This is a genomic window from Agromyces sp. NPDC127015, from assembly GCF_042725165.1.
Taxonomy (GTDB): Bacteria; Actinomycetota; Actinomycetes; order Actinomycetales; family Microbacteriaceae; genus Agromyces; species Agromyces chromiiresistens.
The window spans coordinates 286,214-303,455 of sequence record NZ_JBHXDI010000001.1 but is presented as its reverse complement, the minus strand read 5'-3'; the positions used below and the strand labels follow the sequence as shown (position 1 = coordinate 303,455).

The window sequence follows — 17,242 nt, the reverse complement described above, 5'->3', positions numbered from 1 at the left end:
TCCTTCACCTCCGCCCCTTCCTTCTTCACCCGGAGCCGCCCATGGACACCCCCGACGAACTCGTGATCGTGCCGCACACCCACTGGGACCGCGAGTGGTACGAGCCGCACGACGTCTTCCGGCTGCGCCTCGTGCACATGGTCGACCGGCTGCTCGACACGCTCGAGCAGAACCCCGGCTACCGGTTCACGCTCGACGGGCAGGCCGCGGCCGTCGACGACTACCTCGAGATGCGGCCCGAGCAGCGCGAGCGCATCGCCGCTGCGGTCGAGCGGGGGCAGCTCGCGGTGGGGCCGTTCCTCATCCTGCTCGACGAGTTCCTGTGCGACGGCGAGACGATCGTGCGCAACCTCGAGCTCGGGCTGCGCTCGAGCCGCCGGCTCGGGACCGAGATGCGGCTCGGGTACCTGCCCGACATGTTCGGCCACTCGGCGCAGATGCCGCAGCTCCTGCGCGGTTTCGGCCTGCGCGACGCGATGCTGTGGCGCGGAGTGCCCGCCCGGGTCGACTCGCACGCCTTCGCGTGGACCGCGCCCGACGGCTCGACCGTGCGCACCGAGTACCTGATGGACGGCTACGGCAACGCGCTCGACCTGTTCGCCCTGCCGGGGCAGCTCGACCGACTCGTGCGCGAGTATCGCGACCAGGTCGCGGGCCGCTACGGCTCTGAGCCGATCCTCGGCATGCTCGGCACCGACCACAGCGCGCCGCCGGCCGATCTCATGCAGGTCGTCGAGGCGGCGAACGGCGAGATCGAGCTCACCGTCGACACCGCCGAGGGCTACGTGCGCCGGGTCGCACCCGGGTGGGCGGCCGGCGACGACGGCGCGCTCGCGGGCCTGCCCGTCGTCGCGGGCGAGCTGCGCTCGCACGCGCGGGGCAACCTGCTGCCCGGCGTCTTCTCGATCCGCACGAACCTCAAGCAGGCGATGGCCGACGCCGAGCGTCGCCTGGGCGTCGCCGAGCGGCTCGACGCCGCGTTCGGCTCCGACGACCACCGCGCGTTCTTCGACACCGCCTGGTACCGGCTCGTCGAGTCGACCGCGCACGACTCGGTGACCGGTTGCGGCGTCGACGCCACCGCGAGCGAGGTCGAGGGCCGGCTCGCCACCGCCGCGCACGTCGCCCGCGGCGTCGTGCTGCGCACGATGGAGCGCATCGCCGCCTCGGTGACGCCCGACCGGCACGTCGTCGCGAACCCGACCGGCTTCGCGCGGCGGGCGCACGTCGAGATCCGACTGCACGACCCCGAGCGGCTCGAGCTCGGAAGCGGCGTGCAGCTGCTCGACGCGCTGCCCGAAGTGCTCGGCGACGAGACCATGGCGACCCGCGAACTGCGCAAGCTGCTCGCCCGTATCCACGGCCGCGAGCTGTTCGGCCAGCTCATCAACGACTGGACCTTCACCGACCACGGCGTCCGGTTCCAGGTGGCCGAGGCGCCCGTCGGCGACTTCGATCTCGCCGCGTTCACGGAGGAGCTCGAGCGGCGCATCGCCTCCGACCCGACCGGCGAGCGCACCTGGCGGGTCGAGATCATGGCCGACCCCCGCCGCGTCGCACTCGTCGGCGTCGACGTCGGCGGCATCGCGCTCGCCGAGCTCGACCCCGCCACCGCGACGGTGTCCGACGACCCGGTGACGGCCAGCGGCCGCACCCTTGCGAACCGGCGGCTCACCGCCACCGTCGACGAGCGCGGCAACGTCACGATCGAGGCCGCCGACGGCACCGTGCTCCGCGACGCGCTGCGGCTGGTCGACGAGGGCGACCGCGGCGACTCCTACAACTACGGCCCGGTGTCCGCGGCGACGGCCGTGACCGACCCCGACGAGGTCGAGGTCGCGGTGCTCGAAGCGGGCCCGCTGCGCGGGCGGCTGCGCGTGCGGCGCCGGTACGCCGTGCCCGCGCGGCTCGACGCCCGCGACCACGACGCCCGCGCCGAGGCATCCGTGCCGCTCGTCGTCGACACCGTGCTCGAACTGCGCGAGGGCGAGCCGATGCTGCGGGTCGAGGTCGACTTCGTGAACCCCGCAGCCGACCACCGCCTGCGCGTGCTCGTACCCACGGCCGAGCGGGCGCTTGCCGGTTCGTCGGCCGCCGGGCAGTACGTCGTCACCGAGCGCGGCCGCGAGGGCGAGGGAGGTTGGGGCGAGTTCCCGCTGCCGACCTACCCGGCCGCCCGGTTCGTGCACGCGGGGCGGGCGAGCCTCATCGTGACGAAGCACTCGGAGTACGAGGTCGTCGCCGACGAGCGCTCGGGCGACGATGCGATCGCGCTCACCCTCGTGCGCGCCGTCGGCATGATGAGCGTCAACGTGCACCCGCTGCGCGACGAGCCGGCCGGCGGCCAGTTCGAGGTTCCGGGTGCGCAGTACCTCGGCACCCGCGTGCGCACCTCGTTCGCCGTGCTGCCCTCGGCCGCGGGCTGGGCCGAGTCGGGCGCGGCCCGCTGGTCGGAGCTCGTGCGCACCGAACCCGAGGTCGTGCGCGGCACTCGCGGCGGCCCCGCGGTCGTGGGCGGCGTCGCGGGCGCGGGCGGAGCCGCCGGCGCGGCCGACGACCTGCCCGCCGGACCGGTGCTCGAGGTCGGCGGCGATGTCGTGCTCGAGTCGCTGCGTACGGTGACGGATGCCTCGGGCACGCCCGTGCTCGAGGCGCGATTCGTGAACTACCGGGGTGCGGCGCAGCCGCTCGCCGCCCGTGCCGACGGCGTCTGGGACCGCACCGACCTCACCGGCACCGCGCTCGAGACCGACGTCGACCTCGCGTCGTTCGAGATCGGGGCGGCGCGCATCGAGACGTTCCGGCGGCGATCCGCGTGACCCTCGGTCACGGGTGAACCGCGAGACCCGCCGACCGTCTACTGTCAGAACATCCGAACAACTGGAGAAACGATGGCCCAGCTCCCCGAGCAGCGACTTCCCGTCGAGCTGTTCCTCGACCTCGACCGCTCGGGGCCGGTGCCGCTGTACTACCAGATCTCCAGCCGGCTCGAGCAGGCGATCCGCGACGAGACGCTGCCCGCGGGGTCGCGTCTCGAGAACGAGGTGGCGCTCGCGGCCCGCCTCGGGCTGTCGCGACCGACGATCCGCCGTGCCATCCAGGAGCTCGTCGACCAGGGGCTGCTCGTGCGCCGGCGCGGCATCGGCACGCAGGTCGTGCACGGCAAGGTCACGCGCAACGTCGAGCTGACGAGCCTCTACGAAGACCTCGAGCGATCGGGCCAGAAGCCCGAGACCGCGGTGCTCGCGGTCGAGCAGGGCGCCGCCGACGAGCGGGTCGCCGAGGCGCTCGGCGTCGAGCTCGGAAGCCCCGTGCTGCACATCCGGCGCCTCCGCAGCGCCGACGGGGTGCCGCTCGCGATCCTCGACAACGTGCTGCCCGAGCCGTTCATCGACCTCGACCGAGAGGCGCTGGAGAAGCACGGGCTCTACCAGCTGCTGCGTGCCCGCGGCGTGACCATGCGCGTCGCCAAGCAGCGCATCGGCGCCCGGGCCGCGACCGCCGGCGAGGCCGAACTGCTCGACCTCTCGCGCGGCGCGCCCGTGCTCACGATGTCGCGCACGGCGTTCGACAACTCGGGTGTCGCGGTCGAGTTCGGCCAGCACTGCTACCGACCCGACCGGTACTCGTTCGAGGTGACGCTCGTCGATCGGTGAGCGGCGGGGTGCGGCGGCGCGCTCATCGGTGATCGTGAGGAAACTTTCGCTGGTCGATGCGGGGCGCGAGGGGCTAGCGTTTCAGCACCGATGCTCGAAGAGGCTGGAGAGCGGTGCGATGAAGCGCCTGATGTCAGTGGTCGCCGTGATCCCGATCGCGTTCGCGCTCTCCGGATGCACTCCGCTCGAGGCCGGTGGCACACCCGGGTTCCCGATGTTTCGGGGCGGTGAGGTGTGCGCCCCGCTCGAGGCGGGTGGAACGCTCTTCATCGGTGATGTGCTTCCGTCGCCCGAAGCCGATATCACGGTGCGCGACGTGCAGCTCATCCGCGCCGACGGCCTGTCCATGGGAGAGGCGTATGTGATCGCGAACACGGGGGCCATCATCGCGGCGGAGTATCCGCCGGCGATTCCCGAACTGGAAGACCGCGTGCCGGCGCGGGGCACGACCGTGAAGGCGGGGGACCCGCTGTCGGTCGCTGTGATCGTCGAACGCGGAGAAGCACCGGGTCACGCCGAAGGGATCCGCGTCGTGTACGAGGTCGCGGGCGTCGAGTCCGTCGCGATCGGTGGCATGCAGTACGACCTCGTCGACCGCTGCTCCTGAACCGTCCTCCGAGCCGCGCCGATGCGCTCACTAGGCTGGCCCGCATGACCCCGCGCCGACGGCCGCCGAACGCTGCTCGCGCGATCGCCGGAGCGCGCATCGGTGCGGCGGCGGTGTGCATCGCGGTGCTCGGATACGCCTACGCACTCCGTGTCTCCGTCGGCGACGGCAGCGCCTTCGACTTCTTCGGCTACTTCACGAACCAGACGAGCCTGCTCACGAGCGTCGTGCTGATGGGCACCGGCGCGATTGCGCTCCGAGGTCGCCGCGTGCCCGACTGGCTCTTGACGGCGCGCGGCATCGCCGTCGCGTGCCTCGTCGTCGTCGCACTTGTCTACAACCTGCTCGTGCCGGGCACGGGGTCGGCGCCCCCCTGGGTGAGCGCCCTGCTCCACCTCGTCTTCCCGGTCGCGGTCGTGCTCGACTGGATGCTCGTCGCCGACCGACCGGCGCTGCCGTGGCGGCGACTCTGGCTCGTCCTGCCGTACCCGATCGCCTGGCTCGTCGTCGTGCTCGCACGCGGCGTCACCGACGGCTGGGTTCCCTACGGATTCCTCTTGCTCGAGCGGGGGCTGCCGTCGCTCGTCGCCCACGTCGTCGGCTTGCTCGCCGCGCTGCTCGCGGCGGGTGCACTCGTGTGGGCGGCCAGTCGACTGCGGGTGTTCACGATCGCCGATGCGGGCCCGCCCACGGCAGTGCCGTCTGCGCCCCCAGCACCATCGTCGGCGCGGATGCCTCGGGGTTGAACACCTCGTCGGAGGTGACGACCGCACCGACGATGTGAGCGGCCGTGCGGTGGCGGTGCCGCGCGCGCACGAGCCAGGGCAACGCGACGAGGCAGAGCACGAACGGCGTGACGAAGATGCTCGCGAGTGCGAGTGCCGGCCAGGTCTCGCCGGTGACGCCCATGGCCGTAGGGTACGCCCGCACGCCGTCGGCGTCGACAGCGCGGGCCGCCATGGGCGGTCGGCCTAATCGGTCGGTTCGTCGGCCGGGTCGGGGAGGTACGCCGTGAAGTCGATCGGCACAGTCGGCGGCTGGGTCGAGTCGGGCGGCCCGAGTGGGAGCATCGTCGGTTCCTTTCTCACGCCGGGCGCGAAGCTGGTGCGGCGGCCGGTGCAGACGGCCGCCGCACTATAGATATGTCCGGCACCGGCCGAAAGGTTCCACCATCTCCGAAATCAGTGACGTGCCACGGCCTCGACGAACCGTTCGACGGTCATGTCGTCGGGAAGCGCCACCACGAGATGATCGCCGGTCATCGGCTCGACCACCGCCACCTCGATGGCCCCGTGCGCAGTGGTCGCCGCACCCGCAACGCCGACCGAAGCGCATCCGGTCGGAAGCAGCACCGACAGGCCGACTCCGCAGACCGCACCGACCCCGCGGGCCCTATCGACGAAAGCACCCACTGACGGCCTCCCCATCGAGTCCCACCGGTGCGTGGATGCGCCCGGGGTCCTCACGCCATCGGTGCCCGGGCGGCCCGTACAGGTGTCGGCGCCGGAGAACGCTCGACGGGCTCAGCCGACCAGCGGGCGCTGCGCCTTGCGTGCCTCGTCGTACCCGGCGCGAGCCTCCTGGATGCTCGGCGTCGACGAGACCTCCGACACGGGCACGTCCCACCAGCCGCCGCCGTCGGGCCCGCCGAGCAGCGGGTCGCTCTCGACGTGGATGAGCGTCGTGGTGTCCGAGGCCTTCGCAGTCGCCATCGCCCGGCCGAGCTCGGCGATCACGTCGGGACCGGGCGCGATCTCGATCACGTCGACTCCGTAGCTGCGCGCGTTCGCGGCGAGGTCGACGGGCAGCACCGCACCGGCCTGGAAGTTGCGCGCCACCTCGTCGTACTCCCGGTAGCGGGTGCCGAAGCGCTGCGAGCCGACCGACTCCGAGAGGTTGCCGATCGAGGCGAAGCCCTGGTTCTGCACGAGCACGACGATGAGCTTCTGCCCCTCGGCGACGGCGGTCACGAGCTCGGTGTGCAGCATCAGGTACGAGCCGTCGCCCACCATGACGATGACGTCGCGGTCGGGCGCCGCACGCCGCACGCCCAGGCCGCCCGCGATCTCGTAGCCCATGCACGAGAACGCGTACTCGACGTGGTAGCCGAGCGGGTCGCGCACCCGCCACATGCGGTGCAGGTCGCCCGGCAGCGAGCCCGCGGCCTGCACGACCACGTCGCGCGGGTCGCTCGCCGCCTGCACCGCGCCGATGATCTCGGCCTGACTCGGCCGATCGCGGCCCGACGGCTCGAACGCGGCGTCGACCGAGGCATCCCACTCGGCCTTCTCGCGCGCCATGCGCTCACGCAGGTCGTCGCCCACGCGGTAGCCCTCGAGTGCTCGCGCGAGGGCCTCGAGGCCCTCACGCGCGTCGGCGATGAGCGGCAGCTGCGTGCCGTGCTTGTAGGCGTCGAAGCTCGCGACGTTGAGGTTCACGAACCGCACCTCGGGGTGCTGGAACGCGGTGCGGCTCGCGGTCGTGAAGTCGCTGTAGCGAGTGCCGACGCCGATCACGAGGTCGGCCTCGGCGGCGAGCCGGTTTGCGGCGGTCGTGCCCGTCGCACCGACGCCGCCGAGGTAGGCCGGGTGGTCCCACGGCAGCGAGCCGCCGCCCGCCTGGGTCGTGCCGACGGGGATGCCGGTCGCCTCGACGAGGCGACGGAGCGCCTCCTCGGCGCCCGAGTAGAGGACGCCGCCGCCCGCGACGATGAACGGGCGCTCCGCGGCGCGGATCGCGGCGACCGCCCGCTCGAGCGGCCCCGCTTCGGGCACCGGCCGGCGCACGTGCCACTCGCGGTCGGCGAGGAACGCGATCGGCACGTCGATCGCCTCGGCCTGCACGTCCTCGGGCAGCGCGATCGTCACGGCGCCCGTCTCGACGGGGTCGGTGAGCACGCGCATCGCGGCGAGGGCGATCGAGAAGAGCTGTTCGGGCCGCTCGACCCGGTCGAAGAACCGCGACAGCGGTCGGAACGCGTCGGTCACCTGCACGCTCGTGTCGTGCGGCAGCTCGAGCTGCTGCAGCACGGGGTCGGCAACCCGGGTCGCGAACGTGTCGCTCGGCAGCAGCAGCGCGGGCAGCCGGTTGCTCGTCGCGAGGGCCGCGCCCGTGAGCATGTTCGCAGCGCCCGGCCCGACCGACGCGGTGCTCGCGAACGTCGCCCGCCGGCGGCGCATGCGCGCGTAGCCGACCGACTGGTGCACCATCGCCTGCTCGTTGCGCGCCTGGTAGTACGGCATCTGCTCGGGGTCTGCGGCGTTCGACTCCATGAGCGCCTGGCCGAGCCCGGCGACGTTGCCGTGGCCGAAGATGCCGATCACGCCCGGGATCGTGCGCTCCCGCACGTCGCCGTCGACGGTCCACTGGTGGGCCAGGAACTCGACGAGTGCCTGGCCGACGGTCATGCGCTTGGTGGTCACTGCGGGGTTCCTTCGTTCGGCGCGGTCGCGGTGGCCGCGGTCGGGTGCGAGGCCGGAGCCGACGCCGGGTACGGCAGCCGCGGGTCGACGATCTCGTCGTCCCACGTGTCGCGCACCCAGGCGTGGGCGGGCTCGTCGGTGATGCGCCAGACGCGCTCGCCGGGGCCGGCCATCACGTTGAGGTAGTAGAGGTCGTAGCCCGGCGCCGCGGCGGCCGGCCCGTGGTAGCCGCCGGGCAGCAGCGCGACGTCGCCGGTCGTGACCCGCTCGTCGATCGCGATCTCGGTCACCGACGAGGATGACGCGGAGAACAGCGCGAACGGCTCGGCGGTGCCGTGCGGCGCCGGCCGCGAGGCATCCCCGCGCGTGACGGCCGCCTCGAAGTAGTAGATCTCCTCGAGCTGCGACTCGACGCCGGGCACCTCCTCGTCGTGCTTGTGCGGCGGGTACGACGACCAGTTGCCGGCGGGCGTGATGACCTCGCACACGATGAGCCGATCGGCCGCCATGACGGCGGGCGTGCCGAGGTCGTGCACCTGCCTGCTCGCCTGCCCGCGGCCGCGCAGTTCGACGGGCGCCTCGTCGCGACCGATGAGCCGAAGCGGATGCCTCGTGGTCGCGGGCGCCTCGGCCACCGCGAGCCTGCCGGGGCCGGTGACGACGGCGCTCGCCCCGACGGGAAGGTAGAGCGTGTCGGTCGGCCCGTCGAACACGGAGCCGCGGCCGTCGAGGTCGAACGCGTGAGCGGTGCCGTCGGCGTCGACGACCTCGACGTGCACGCCGCCGCCCCCGAGCGGCACGAGCTGGCGCTCGATCTCACCCGCGGGCAGCTCGAGACCCGCATCGCCGCGGTGGCCGAGCTCGGCGACCCGCAGGCCCGTGTGCCGCCAGCCGGGCAGCGAATCGTCGACGACGATGCTCCAGCCGTCGCGGGCGAGCGAGCCGTGCGGGTGGAACCAGGCGGCGTCGGTGCTCATCTCTCGTCTCCCAGGTCTCGCGTCAGGCGTCGTGCACGAGCGCGGCGGCGGTGTCGACGGCGTGCTGCACGTCGTGATCGGGCGGATACAGGAGCGTACGTCCGACGACGAGGCCGCGCACGCCGGGCAGCGCGAGCGCGTCGCGCCAGTTCGCGTAGGCCGCATCGGGGTCGGCGGTGCGCTCGCCGCCGAGCAGCAGCGTCGGCATCGTGGTCGCAGCCATCACCCGCGCCATGTCGTCGACGACGGGCAGCTTCATCCACGTGCAGGCCGAGCTCGACCCGAGACCCGCCGCGATCGCCACCGATGTGATGACCGCCTCGGTGCTGAGCTCGTTCACGACGCGGCCGTCTCTCCGCGTGCTCATGAACGGCTCGAGCATGATGGGCAGGCTCGCCGCCGAGGCATCCGTCACGGCTCGGGCGGTCGCCTCGATCGTCACGGCCGTGGCGGGATCGTCGAGGTCGATGCGCAGCAGCGTCTTCGCGAAGTCGAGCCGGTCGCGCACGATGCCGTCGATGTCGTAGGCCGTGAACCGGTCGTCGAGCTCGAAGCTCGCGCCGCGGAGGCCGCCGCGGTTCATCGAGCCGACGACGACCTTGTCGTCGAGGAGGCCGAGCAGCGCGAGGTCGTCGACGATGTCGGGGGTTCCCAGCACGCCGTCGACGCCCGGGCGCGAGAGCGCGAGCGCCAGCCGGTCGAGCAGCTCGTAGCGGTCGGCCATCGCCATCGGCTCGTCGCCGACTCCGAGCGCGCCGCGCGCCGGGTGATCGGCGGCGAGGATGAAGAGGCGCCCGTCTTCGCCCAGCAGCGGGCGGCGGGTGCGGCCGGCGTGGGCGTCGGCGATCGCACCGGGCCCGGCCGCGCGCAGTTCGCGCAGCCGGTCGAATCGGGCCTCTTCGAGGTATCGATCACCGTGCGACATCGGACGCTCCTTCCGGCAGACGGCTCGCGGGGCCGGTTTCGCCCGCGGCGCGCCCGGGACCGGCACTGCGCCGGGCCTCGACCTCGGCGGTCGTCGGCATCGCCGTCGAGCACTCACGACGCGAGGCGACGATCGCTCCGGCGACGTTGGCGAAGGCGATCGTGCGATCGAGGGGCCAGCCCGAGAGCAGCCCGTGGCACAGCGCGCCGCCGAAGCCGTCGCCCGCACCGAGCCCGTTGACGACGTCGACCGGGAAGCTCGGGGCCTCGACCGTCTCGTCGCGAGTCTTCGCGAGCACGCCGTCGGGACCGCGTTTGACGACCGCGAGCTCGACGCCTCGGGCGAGCAGCGCATCGGCGGCGCGGTGCGGGTCGCGCTCGTCGACGGCGATCTCGCACTCCTCCTGATTGCCGACGGCGACGGTGACGTGGTCGAGCGCGCGGCTCACCTCACGCCGGGCCTCGTCGGGCGACGACCAGAACATGGGTCGGTAGTCGAGGTCGAGGATCGTGAGCGGCCGCCGCTCGCGGGCGGCCCACGCGGCGTGGTGCGCGGCTCGGCTCGGCTCGGCGCTGAGGCCCGTGACCGTCGCCCAGAACACACCGGCGTCACGGATCGCGTCGAGCGGCAGGCCCTCGGCCGTGATCTCGAGGTCGGGCGCCTTCGGGCTGCGGTAGAACACCAGCGGGAAGTGGTCGGGCGGGAAGATCTCGCAGAACGTGATGGGCGTCTGCAGTGCGTCGACGGTGCCGACGAACGCGGTGTCGACGCCGAAGCCGCCGAGCTCGCGGCGGATGTAGCGGCCGAAGGCGTCGTCGCCCGTGCGCGTGATGACGGCGCTCGACCGGCCGTGCCGGGCCGCCGCGATGGCGACGTTCGTCGCACTGCCGCCGACGGACTTCGAGAACGTGTCGACGTCTTCGAGATGCACGCCGTCCTGCAGCGGATAGAGATCGACGCCGACCCGCCCCATCGTGATGATCTCGAACCGGCTCGTTGCGGTGGTGCTGGTCATACTGCGCCGTACAACTTTCTCTCGGGGCCGCGAGCGCTTCCCCGGCGCTCGCGGTGCGATCAGTCTACACAGAATGTCCTAACAAAGTTTGACAGATATGACGGCCGAGGACGGTTCGGGCCGGGCACGACGAAACCCGGGCCGCGGCGGGTGCCGCGACCCGGGTGCGTCACGAGGGCGCTCAGCCCGCCGGTGCGATGTTGTGATTGCGCCGGAACGCGTTGCCCGGGTCGACCTCGGCCTTGATGCGGCGGAGTCGCTCGAGCGTCGCCGGCGGGTACATCGATGCCGTGATCTCGTCGCTGCGGTTCGCCTCGAAGCCGCCGTACGAACCGGTCGTGAACGCGATCGCCGCATCACTGCCCGCCTTCACCGCGGCGACGAGCTCGGGAGCGGCATCGGCCGGCAGCACGCCGTTGACGACGACGAGCGCCTCGGCGTCGCGATGGGCGATCGCCGTGTCATCGGCAGCGACCCTCGAGAACGCGCCGCCGAGCCAGCGCAGCAGCGCCATCGTCGGCACGTCGCGCGCGTACGCCGCGGCGACCGCCTCGAGCAGTTCGTCGGAGACCTCGGGCGCGAAGCCGTTGCCGCCCACGAACTGGAACGGCGGTCGCCCGGGCGGGGCGTCTTCGAGCAGGTCGCCGTACGCGAGCGGTGCGAGGTCGACCTTCGTGACCGACGGCAGCGCGAGCAGCGGTGCGGCGAGCTCGCGCAGTTCGGCCTCGGTTCCGCGGAGGGCGATGCCGACCTGCGGGCCGCCGGGCATCTCGGGACCCATCGGGGGCATGAGCATGATCGACGAGTTCAGGTCGTCGGAGCCTGCGCGCATGACCTCGCGCCAGGCCCGCAGCACGGTCGGCACGTCGGAGCGGTCGAAGTGGATCGAACCGCCGACGAGTCCGTCGACGGAGCTCGCCTGCACGGTGAAGCGCGTGACGACGCCGAAGTTGCCGCCGCCGCCGCGCAGCGCCCAGAACAGGTCGGGGTGCGACTCGGCGTTCACGATGAGCACCTCGCCCGCTGCGGTCACGAGTTCGACCTCGCGGAGCGCGTCGATCGTGAGGCCGTAGGTGCGCACGAGCCAGCCGATGCCGCCGCCGAGCAGAAGCCCGCCGACGCCCACCTGGCGGGTGTCGCCGGAGCTGATGCCGAGACCGCGGGGCGCGAGCGCCGCCGCGACGTCGCCCCAGTGGGCGGCCGGGCCGAGGGTGACGAGGCCGGCGTCGTCGACCTCGATCGTGTCGAACTCGCCCATGTCGACGACGAGCCCGTCGTCGACCGGGAGGAGGCCGTGCCCGCCGCTGCGGACGGCGATGGAACGGCCGGCCGACGATGCCGCGGCCACCGCGGTCGCGATCTCGTCGACCGTGTGCGGCCGCACGACGGCCTCGGGGTCGCCGGCGCCCGCGAAGACGGTGCGGCCGGTGTCGTATTCGGATGCGCCGGGACCGAAGGCCCGGCCTGGGAGTTGCTCGCTCAGATCGGTGAGAAGAGACATTTCGTCAGTCTGGCAGCGGCCGCCGACACGCGGAAGCGTGCTCGCTCACCGCTGAATGGATGCGCGCGCATGGGACCGCGTCGGGGTCGTAGCGGGTGTCGGCGCCACGGCGTATGGTGCTCGGCATGACGTTCGACGACGGCCTGGTCACGGCCAACATCACGGTTTCACTCGACGGCTTCGTCGCCGGCCCGAACCAGTCGCTCGAAGATCCGCTCGGGGAGGGCGGCGAGTCGCTGCACCGCTGGATGTTCGAGCAGCCCGACGAGGCGCAGCCCATCGTCGACCAGATCCTCGCGCCGCGCGCGTACATCATGGGCCGCAACATGTTCGGCCCCGTACGAGGCGAGTGGCCCGATGACTCGTGGAAGGGCTGGTGGGGCGACGACCCGCCGTACCACGGCCCCGTCTTCGTGCTCACCCATCACCCGCGCGAGCCCGTCGAGATGGAGGGCGGCACGACGTTCCACTTCGTGACGACCGGCATCCACGACGCGCTCGACCGGGCGAGGGCCTCCGTGGGCGGCGGCGGCCGCATCTCGATCGCCGGCGGCGCGAGCACCGTGCAGCAGTACCTGAGGGCCGGGCTCATCGACCGCATCATCGTGAGCGTCGCGCCGATCACGCTCGGCTCGGGCGCACGCCTGTTCGAGGGCCTCGACCTCGAGTTCACGCCCGTCGACGTGCTGCAGACCGACCTCGTGACGCACATCACCTACGACGTGCAGCGGTGAACGATCACGTCACTCGCCGCTCGGGTGCGCTCCCGCCGCGTCGATGACCCACGCGTACGCGAAGGCGCGCTCGCGCCAGGCCGCGTAACGGCCCGACACCCCGCCGTGCCCGGCGGCCATCTCGATCTTCAGCAGCGGGTCGGCGCCCGCGTCGCGCAGCTTCGCCACCCACTTCGCCGGCTCGACGTAGAGCACCCGCGTGTCGTTGAGCGAGGTCACCGCGAGGATCGGCGGGTAGTGGTTGACGTGCACGTTCTCGATGGGGGAGTACGACTTGATGTACGAGTAGACCTCCTCGTCGTCGAGGGGGTTGCCCCACTCGTCCCACTCGATGACGGTCAGCGGCAGCGACGGATCGAGGATCGACGTGAGCGGGTCGACGAACGGCACCTCGGCGAGGAATCCCGAGAAGTACTTCGGCGCGAGGTTCGCGACTGCGCCGATGAGGAGGCCGCCGGCGCTGCCGCCCTGGGCGACGAGCCGGTCGGGGGCGGTGATGTCGTTGTCGACGAGGTGCCTGGCGGCCGCGATGAAGTCGGTGAAGGTGTTGCGCTTCTCGAGCTTCTTGCCGTGCTCGTACCAGAGCCGCCCCATCTCGCCGCCGCCGCGCACGTGCGCGACCGCGAAGACCATGCCGCGGTCGAGCAGCGACAGCCGGGGGATGCCGAAGCCGGGGTCGATCGAGTGCTCGTACGACCCGTAACCGTACAAGAGGGTCGGCGCCGGCTCGCCGAGCGTGACGAGGTCGTGCCGGTACACGAGCGAGATCGGAATGCGCGTGCCGTCGGTCGCCGTCGCCCACTCGCGGCGCTGCGCGTAGCGGGTGGCGTCGTAGTCGCCGAGCACGGCCTGCCGCTTGCGCAGCCGACGCTCGCCCGTCGCGACGACGAGGTCGAGCACGGTCGACGGGGTCGTGAAGCTCGTGTAGCCGAGGCGCAGCGTCGGCTGGTCCCACGCGGGGTTGCCGGCGAGCCCGACTGAGAAGAGCTCCTCGTCGAAGGCGAGCTCGTGGAGGGTGTCGTCGGGCGTCGCATCGGCGGGGAGCCCGCCGGCCGGCACCTTCGCGACCGCGACCCGGGGCAGCCCCTCGCGCCGGTACTCGAGGGCGACGAAGTCGCGGAACGCGTCGACGCCCTCGATGCGCACGTCGGCGCTGTGCGGCAGCAGCATGCGGCGCGGACCCTGCGGGTCGTCGGCCGCGACCGAGACGAGCTCGAAGTTCACCGCGCCGTCGTTGTGGGTGATGAGCAGCCGGTCGCGTCCGCCCGCGACGACGTGCTCGACGTCGTACTCGACGCCCTCCTTGCGCGGCCACACGACCGAGAACTCACCCGTCGGATCCGAGGCATCCAGCAGCCGGGTCTCGCTCGTCACGTTCGACCCCGCCTCGATGACGAGGAAGCGGCGGCTGCGGGTCAGCCCGACGCCGAGCCAGAAGCGCTCGTCGGGTTCCGAGAACACGACCACGTCGCCGGATGCCTCGGCGCCGACCTCGTGGCGGTGGATCGTGTCGGGCCGCCAGGACTCGTCGACGGTCGCGTAGAACACGAAGCGTCCGCTCGGGTCGAACACCGCGCCGGCCGCGGTGCCCTCGATCTCGTCGGCGAACTCGCGCGCCGAGTCATCCAGCGCCCGGAGCCGGATCGTGTACCGCTCGTCGCCCTCGACGTCGACGCCGTAGAGCAGCAGGGCGCCGTCGGTGGACACGTCGAAGCTGCCGAGTGCGAAGAACTCGTGGCCCTCGGCCTCGACGTTCTCGTCGAGCAGCACCTGCTCGCCCGGAAGCGCCGCGCCCGAGCCGTCCATGACCGGCGGCTCCCAGTCGTCGGGGCCTGCCGCCGCGACGCGGCAGTGGATCGGGTACTCGAGCCCCTCCACGGTCCGGCTGTAGTACCACCAGTCGCCCTCGCGCACCGGGACCGAGAGGTCGGTCTCCTTCGTGCGGGTGCGGATCTCCTCGAAGACCTGCTCCTGCAGGATCGTGAGGTGCTCGGTCTTCGCGTTCGTGTAGGCGTTCTCCTCGTGGAGGTGCGCGATGACCTCGGGGTCGTCCTTGTCGCGCAGCCACTCGTAGTCGTCGACGACGACGTCGCCGTGGTGCACGCGTTCGATCGGTCGCTTCGGAGTCTTGGGCGGAGTCAGCACGAGGTCCACGCTACTCCGGGGGTCGTTGGGGGGTCACGGCCCCCGGCCGCTCGAACTCCATGGGTAAGGAAACTGAAGTTTGCTCCGCTGTCGACTTAGGTTAGCCTTAGCTCAGCCCTTCAACGGCTCAGCCCCCACATCGTTCATCCCTGGAGACGCGCGTGCTCGCCAACTACCTGATCGGCCTTCGCGAAGGCCTCGAGGCCGGTCTCATCGTCGGCATCCTGCTGGCGTACCTCTCGAAGATCGGGCACCGCGAGCTGCGCGGCCGGCTCTGGATCGGCATCGGCATCGCCGTTGCGGTCTCGCTCGGGGTCGGCGCCCTGCTCACCTGGGGCCCGTACGCGATGACGTTCCAGGCGCAGGAGATCCTCGGCGGCGTGCTGTCGCTCGTCGCCGTCGCGATGGTCACCTGGATGATCTTCTGGATGGGCACCCACGGCCGCACGCTCTCGAGCGAACTGCGCGGGCGGGTGGATGCCGCGGTCGAGCGCTCGACGTGGGCGCTCGTGCTGCTCGGCGCCCTGTCGGTCGGGCGCGAGGGCATCGAGACCGCGCTCTTCGTGTGGGCGAACGTCTCCGGAGGCAGCGACCCGGTGCTCGGCACGCTCGGCGCCCTCGCGGGCATCGCCACGGCCGTCGTCATCTCGTGGGGCATCTCGAAGGGCCTCGTGCGATTCAACCTCGGCACGTTCTTCACGTGGACCGGGCTCTTCCTCATCCTCGTCGCCGCCGGCGTGCTCTCGTACGGCATCGGCGACCTGCAGGAGGCCTCGGTCATCCCCGGCTGGGGCACCGCGGCCTACGACCTCACCGCGGTCGTGCCCGCGGGCGGCTGGCTCGACTCGCTGCTCGGCGGCATCTTCAACTTCACCCCGCAGCCGACGTGGGCGCAGGTCATCGGCTGGGTCGTCTACGTCTCCGTGACGGTGACGCTCTATCTCGTGATGCTGGGGCGCCGCCATGCTCCCAAGCCCGCCCCGGCGGCGGCCTCGGCCGTCGTCGCGGCCCACTGATTCTTCCCTCATCACCCTCGAACCAGGAGCCACCTATGACCCGTCGTGCCCTCGCGGCCTCCGTCGCCGTGACCGCACTCACCGCGCTCACCCTCACCGGGTGCGTGGCGAAGGCCGATCTCGCACAGGCGATCGGCGTCGACATCACCGACGACGGCTGCGCCGTCGCCGTCGACACCGCCCCCGCCGGCGCGGTCACCTTCGCGCTCGAGAACAACGGCACCGAGGTCAACGAGTTCGAGATCCTCGCCGACGACAAGCTGCGCATCGTGGGCGAGAAGGAGAACGTCACCCCTGGCCAGCAGGTCGACTTCACGGCGCAGCTCGAACCGGGCACCTACTACACGGCGTGCAAGTTCCAGCAGGTCGGGGCGCCGGTCGGGCTCGCCGAGTTCACGGTCACCGGCGAGGCCTCCACCGTGTCCTCCGGAGAGCAGGAGCTCAGCGACCAGGCCGTCACCGAGTACCTCGCGTACGTTCGCTCGCAGACGAGCGAGCTGCTGCCGCTCGTGCAGGAGTTCGCCGACGCGTACAAGGCGGGCGACGACGAGACGGCGCGCTCGCTGTTCGCGGCGGCGCGCGTGCCCTACGAGCGCATCGAGCCGACCGCCGAGGCGTTCGGCGACCTCGACCCGAAGATCGACTTCCGCGAGGTCGACGCCGTCGCCGACGGCCTCGAGTGGACGGGGTTCCACCGCACCGAGAAGGACCTCTGGGCGCCGCAGCCCGGCGACCTCAACTCCGACGGCCAGGACGCCCTGAAGGGCTGGGCGCCGTCGACGCCCGAGGAGCGCACGGCGTACGCCGAGGGCCTCGTCGCCGACGTCACCGAGCTGCACGAGCTCGTCACCGACGAGTCGTTCTCGGTCGGTCTCGCCGACATCTCGAACGGCGCGATCGCGCTGCTCGACGAGGTGGCCTCGGGCAAGATCACCGGTGAGGAGGACTGGTGGAGCGGCACCGACCTCTCGGACTTCGCGGCGAACGTGCAGGGCGCCGGCGTGGCGTTCGGCGCGGTGCGCCCGCTCGCCGAGTCGAAGGGCGACGAGGGCACCGAGCTCGCGGCCGAGATCGACGAGCAGTTCGCCGCACTCGAGGCCGAGCTCGCGAAGTACGGCTCGCTCGAGGAGGGCTTCGTGAACTACAGCGAGCTCACCGACGCCGACAAGAAGGCGCTGAGCGACCAGGTCAACGCGCTCGCCGAGCCGCTCTCGCAGCTCACGGCCACGGTGCTCGGGGTCTGA

Annotated in this window: 14 protein-coding genes; 7 read left to right on the top strand and 7 right to left on the bottom strand. The window is 72.0% G+C overall.

All coding sequences use genetic code 11. The features are described 5' to 3' along the window. Positions 1–41 precede the first annotated feature (41 nt). From ACFWGP_RS01295 to ACFWGP_RS01280, 4 genes are all read left to right on the top strand, one after another. On the top strand, positions 42–2,819 hold the full coding sequence (locus tag ACFWGP_RS01295) for a hypothetical protein (RefSeq protein WP_376929959.1): 2,778 nt from the start codon (positions 42–44) through the stop codon (positions 2,817–2,819). Between the two features lie 72 nt (positions 2,820–2,891). Next, positions 2,892–3,656 carry a GntR family transcriptional regulator gene (locus ACFWGP_RS01290; protein ID WP_231429166.1) on the top strand — a complete coding sequence of 255 codons (765 nt, stop codon included), beginning with the start codon at positions 2,892–2,894 and terminating at the stop codon, positions 3,654–3,656. Positions 3,657–3,684: 28 nt separating this feature from the next. Then, complete coding sequence (locus ACFWGP_RS01285; RefSeq protein WP_376929958.1) at positions 3,685–4,263, top strand: hypothetical protein; 579 nt, start codon at positions 3,685–3,687, stop codon at positions 4,261–4,263. Between the two features lie 44 nt (positions 4,264–4,307). Next, positions 4,308–5,009, top strand: a complete 702-nt coding sequence (locus ACFWGP_RS01280; protein WP_376929957.1) for a Pr6Pr family membrane protein — start codon at positions 4,308–4,310, stop codon at positions 5,007–5,009. Here ACFWGP_RS01280 and ACFWGP_RS01275 read toward each other — a convergent pair. The 6 genes from ACFWGP_RS01275 to ACFWGP_RS01250 form a co-directional block, all read right to left on the bottom strand. Continuing rightward, the gene (locus ACFWGP_RS01275; RefSeq protein WP_231429163.1) at positions 4,927–5,223 is read right to left on the bottom strand and encodes a hypothetical protein; all 297 of its coding nucleotides are present in this window, start codon (positions 5,221–5,223) and stop codon (positions 4,927–4,929) included. The two genes, ACFWGP_RS01280 and ACFWGP_RS01275, sit on opposite strands and share 83 nt — an antisense overlap. Positions 5,224–5,786: 563 nt before the next feature. Beyond that, on the bottom strand, positions 5,787–7,670 hold the full coding sequence (gene iolD, locus ACFWGP_RS01270) for a 3D-(3,5/4)-trihydroxycyclohexane-1,2-dione acylhydrolase (decyclizing) (protein WP_376930421.1): 1,884 nt from the start codon (positions 7,668–7,670) through the stop codon (positions 5,787–5,789). 11 nt (positions 7,671–7,681) lie between these two features. Further along, complete coding sequence (iolB, locus tag ACFWGP_RS01265) at positions 7,682–8,662, bottom strand: 5-deoxy-glucuronate isomerase (RefSeq protein WP_376929956.1); 981 nt, start codon at positions 8,660–8,662, stop codon at positions 7,682–7,684. Between the two features lie 22 nt (positions 8,663–8,684). Further along, complete coding sequence (locus tag ACFWGP_RS01260) at positions 8,685–9,587, bottom strand: class I fructose-bisphosphate aldolase (RefSeq protein WP_376929955.1); 903 nt, start codon at positions 9,585–9,587, stop codon at positions 8,685–8,687. Continuing rightward, a complete protein-coding gene (gene iolC / locus ACFWGP_RS01255; protein WP_376929954.1) occupies positions 9,574–10,602 on the bottom strand; it encodes a 5-dehydro-2-deoxygluconokinase in 1,029 nt (342 codons plus the stop codon). Before iolC ends, ACFWGP_RS01260 begins: the two co-directional genes overlap by 14 nt. Before the next feature lie 181 nt (positions 10,603–10,783). Then, the gene (locus ACFWGP_RS01250) at positions 10,784–12,103 is read right to left on the bottom strand and encodes an FAD-binding oxidoreductase (protein ID WP_376929953.1); all 1,320 of its coding nucleotides are present in this window, start codon (positions 12,101–12,103) and stop codon (positions 10,784–10,786) included. 125 nt (positions 12,104–12,228) lie between these two features. On the opposite strand from ACFWGP_RS01250, the gene ACFWGP_RS01245 reads away from it, so the two are divergent. Beyond that, complete coding sequence (locus ACFWGP_RS01245) at positions 12,229–12,837, top strand: dihydrofolate reductase family protein (protein WP_231429158.1); 609 nt, start codon at positions 12,229–12,231, stop codon at positions 12,835–12,837. Positions 12,838–12,846: 9 nt separating this feature from the next. On the opposite strand, the gene ACFWGP_RS01240 is transcribed toward ACFWGP_RS01245, so the two are convergent. Further along, positions 12,847–14,982 (bottom strand): S9 family peptidase, encoded by a 2,136-nt coding sequence (locus tag ACFWGP_RS01240; RefSeq protein WP_376929952.1) that lies wholly within the window; start codon positions 14,980–14,982, stop codon positions 12,847–12,849. 161 nt (positions 14,983–15,143) lie between these two features. Here ACFWGP_RS01240 and efeU point away from each other — a divergent pair, with 161 nt between their 5' ends. Continuing rightward, the gene (efeU, locus tag ACFWGP_RS01235) at positions 15,144–15,998 is read left to right on the top strand and encodes an iron uptake transporter permease EfeU (protein ID WP_376929951.1); all 855 of its coding nucleotides are present in this window, start codon (positions 15,144–15,146) and stop codon (positions 15,996–15,998) included. A 35-nt stretch (positions 15,999–16,033) separates the two neighbouring features. Continuing rightward, entirely contained in the window at positions 16,034–17,242 is a 1,209-nt protein-coding gene (gene efeO / locus ACFWGP_RS01230; protein ID WP_376929950.1) for an iron uptake system protein EfeO, read from the top strand.

Bases quoted from the DNA above. Each gene is read 5' to 3' on its own strand.
- ACFWGP_RS01275 (WP_231429163.1), bottom strand. From the start codon at position 5,223: ATGGCGGCCCGCGCTGTCGACGCCGACGGCGTGCGGGCGTACCCTACG.
- ACFWGP_RS01250 (WP_376929953.1), bottom strand. From the start codon at position 12,103: ATGTCTCTTCTCACCGATCTGAGCGAGCAACTCCCAGGCCGGGCCTTC.
- iolB (WP_376929956.1), bottom strand. From the start codon at position 8,662: ATGAGCACCGACGCCGCCTGGTTCCACCCGCACGGCTCGCTCGCCCGC.
- ACFWGP_RS01245 (WP_231429158.1), top strand. From the start codon at position 12,229: ATGACGTTCGACGACGGCCTGGTCACGGCCAACATCACGGTTTCACTC.
- ACFWGP_RS01295 (WP_376929959.1), top strand. From the start codon at position 42: ATGGACACCCCCGACGAACTCGTGATCGTGCCGCACACCCACTGGGAC.
- iolD (WP_376930421.1), bottom strand. From the start codon at position 7,670: ATGACCGTCGGCCAGGCACTCGTCGAGTTCCTGGCCCACCAGTGGACC.
- efeO (WP_376929950.1), top strand. From the start codon at position 16,034: ATGACCCGTCGTGCCCTCGCGGCCTCCGTCGCCGTGACCGCACTCACC.
- ACFWGP_RS01280 (WP_376929957.1), top strand. From the start codon at position 4,308: ATGACCCCGCGCCGACGGCCGCCGAACGCTGCTCGCGCGATCGCCGGA.
- ACFWGP_RS01290 (WP_231429166.1), top strand. From the start codon at position 2,892: ATGGCCCAGCTCCCCGAGCAGCGACTTCCCGTCGAGCTGTTCCTCGAC.
- ACFWGP_RS01260 (WP_376929955.1), bottom strand. From the start codon at position 9,587: ATGTCGCACGGTGATCGATACCTCGAAGAGGCCCGATTCGACCGGCTG.
- iolC (WP_376929954.1), bottom strand. From the start codon at position 10,602: ATGACCAGCACCACCGCAACGAGCCGGTTCGAGATCATCACGATGGGG.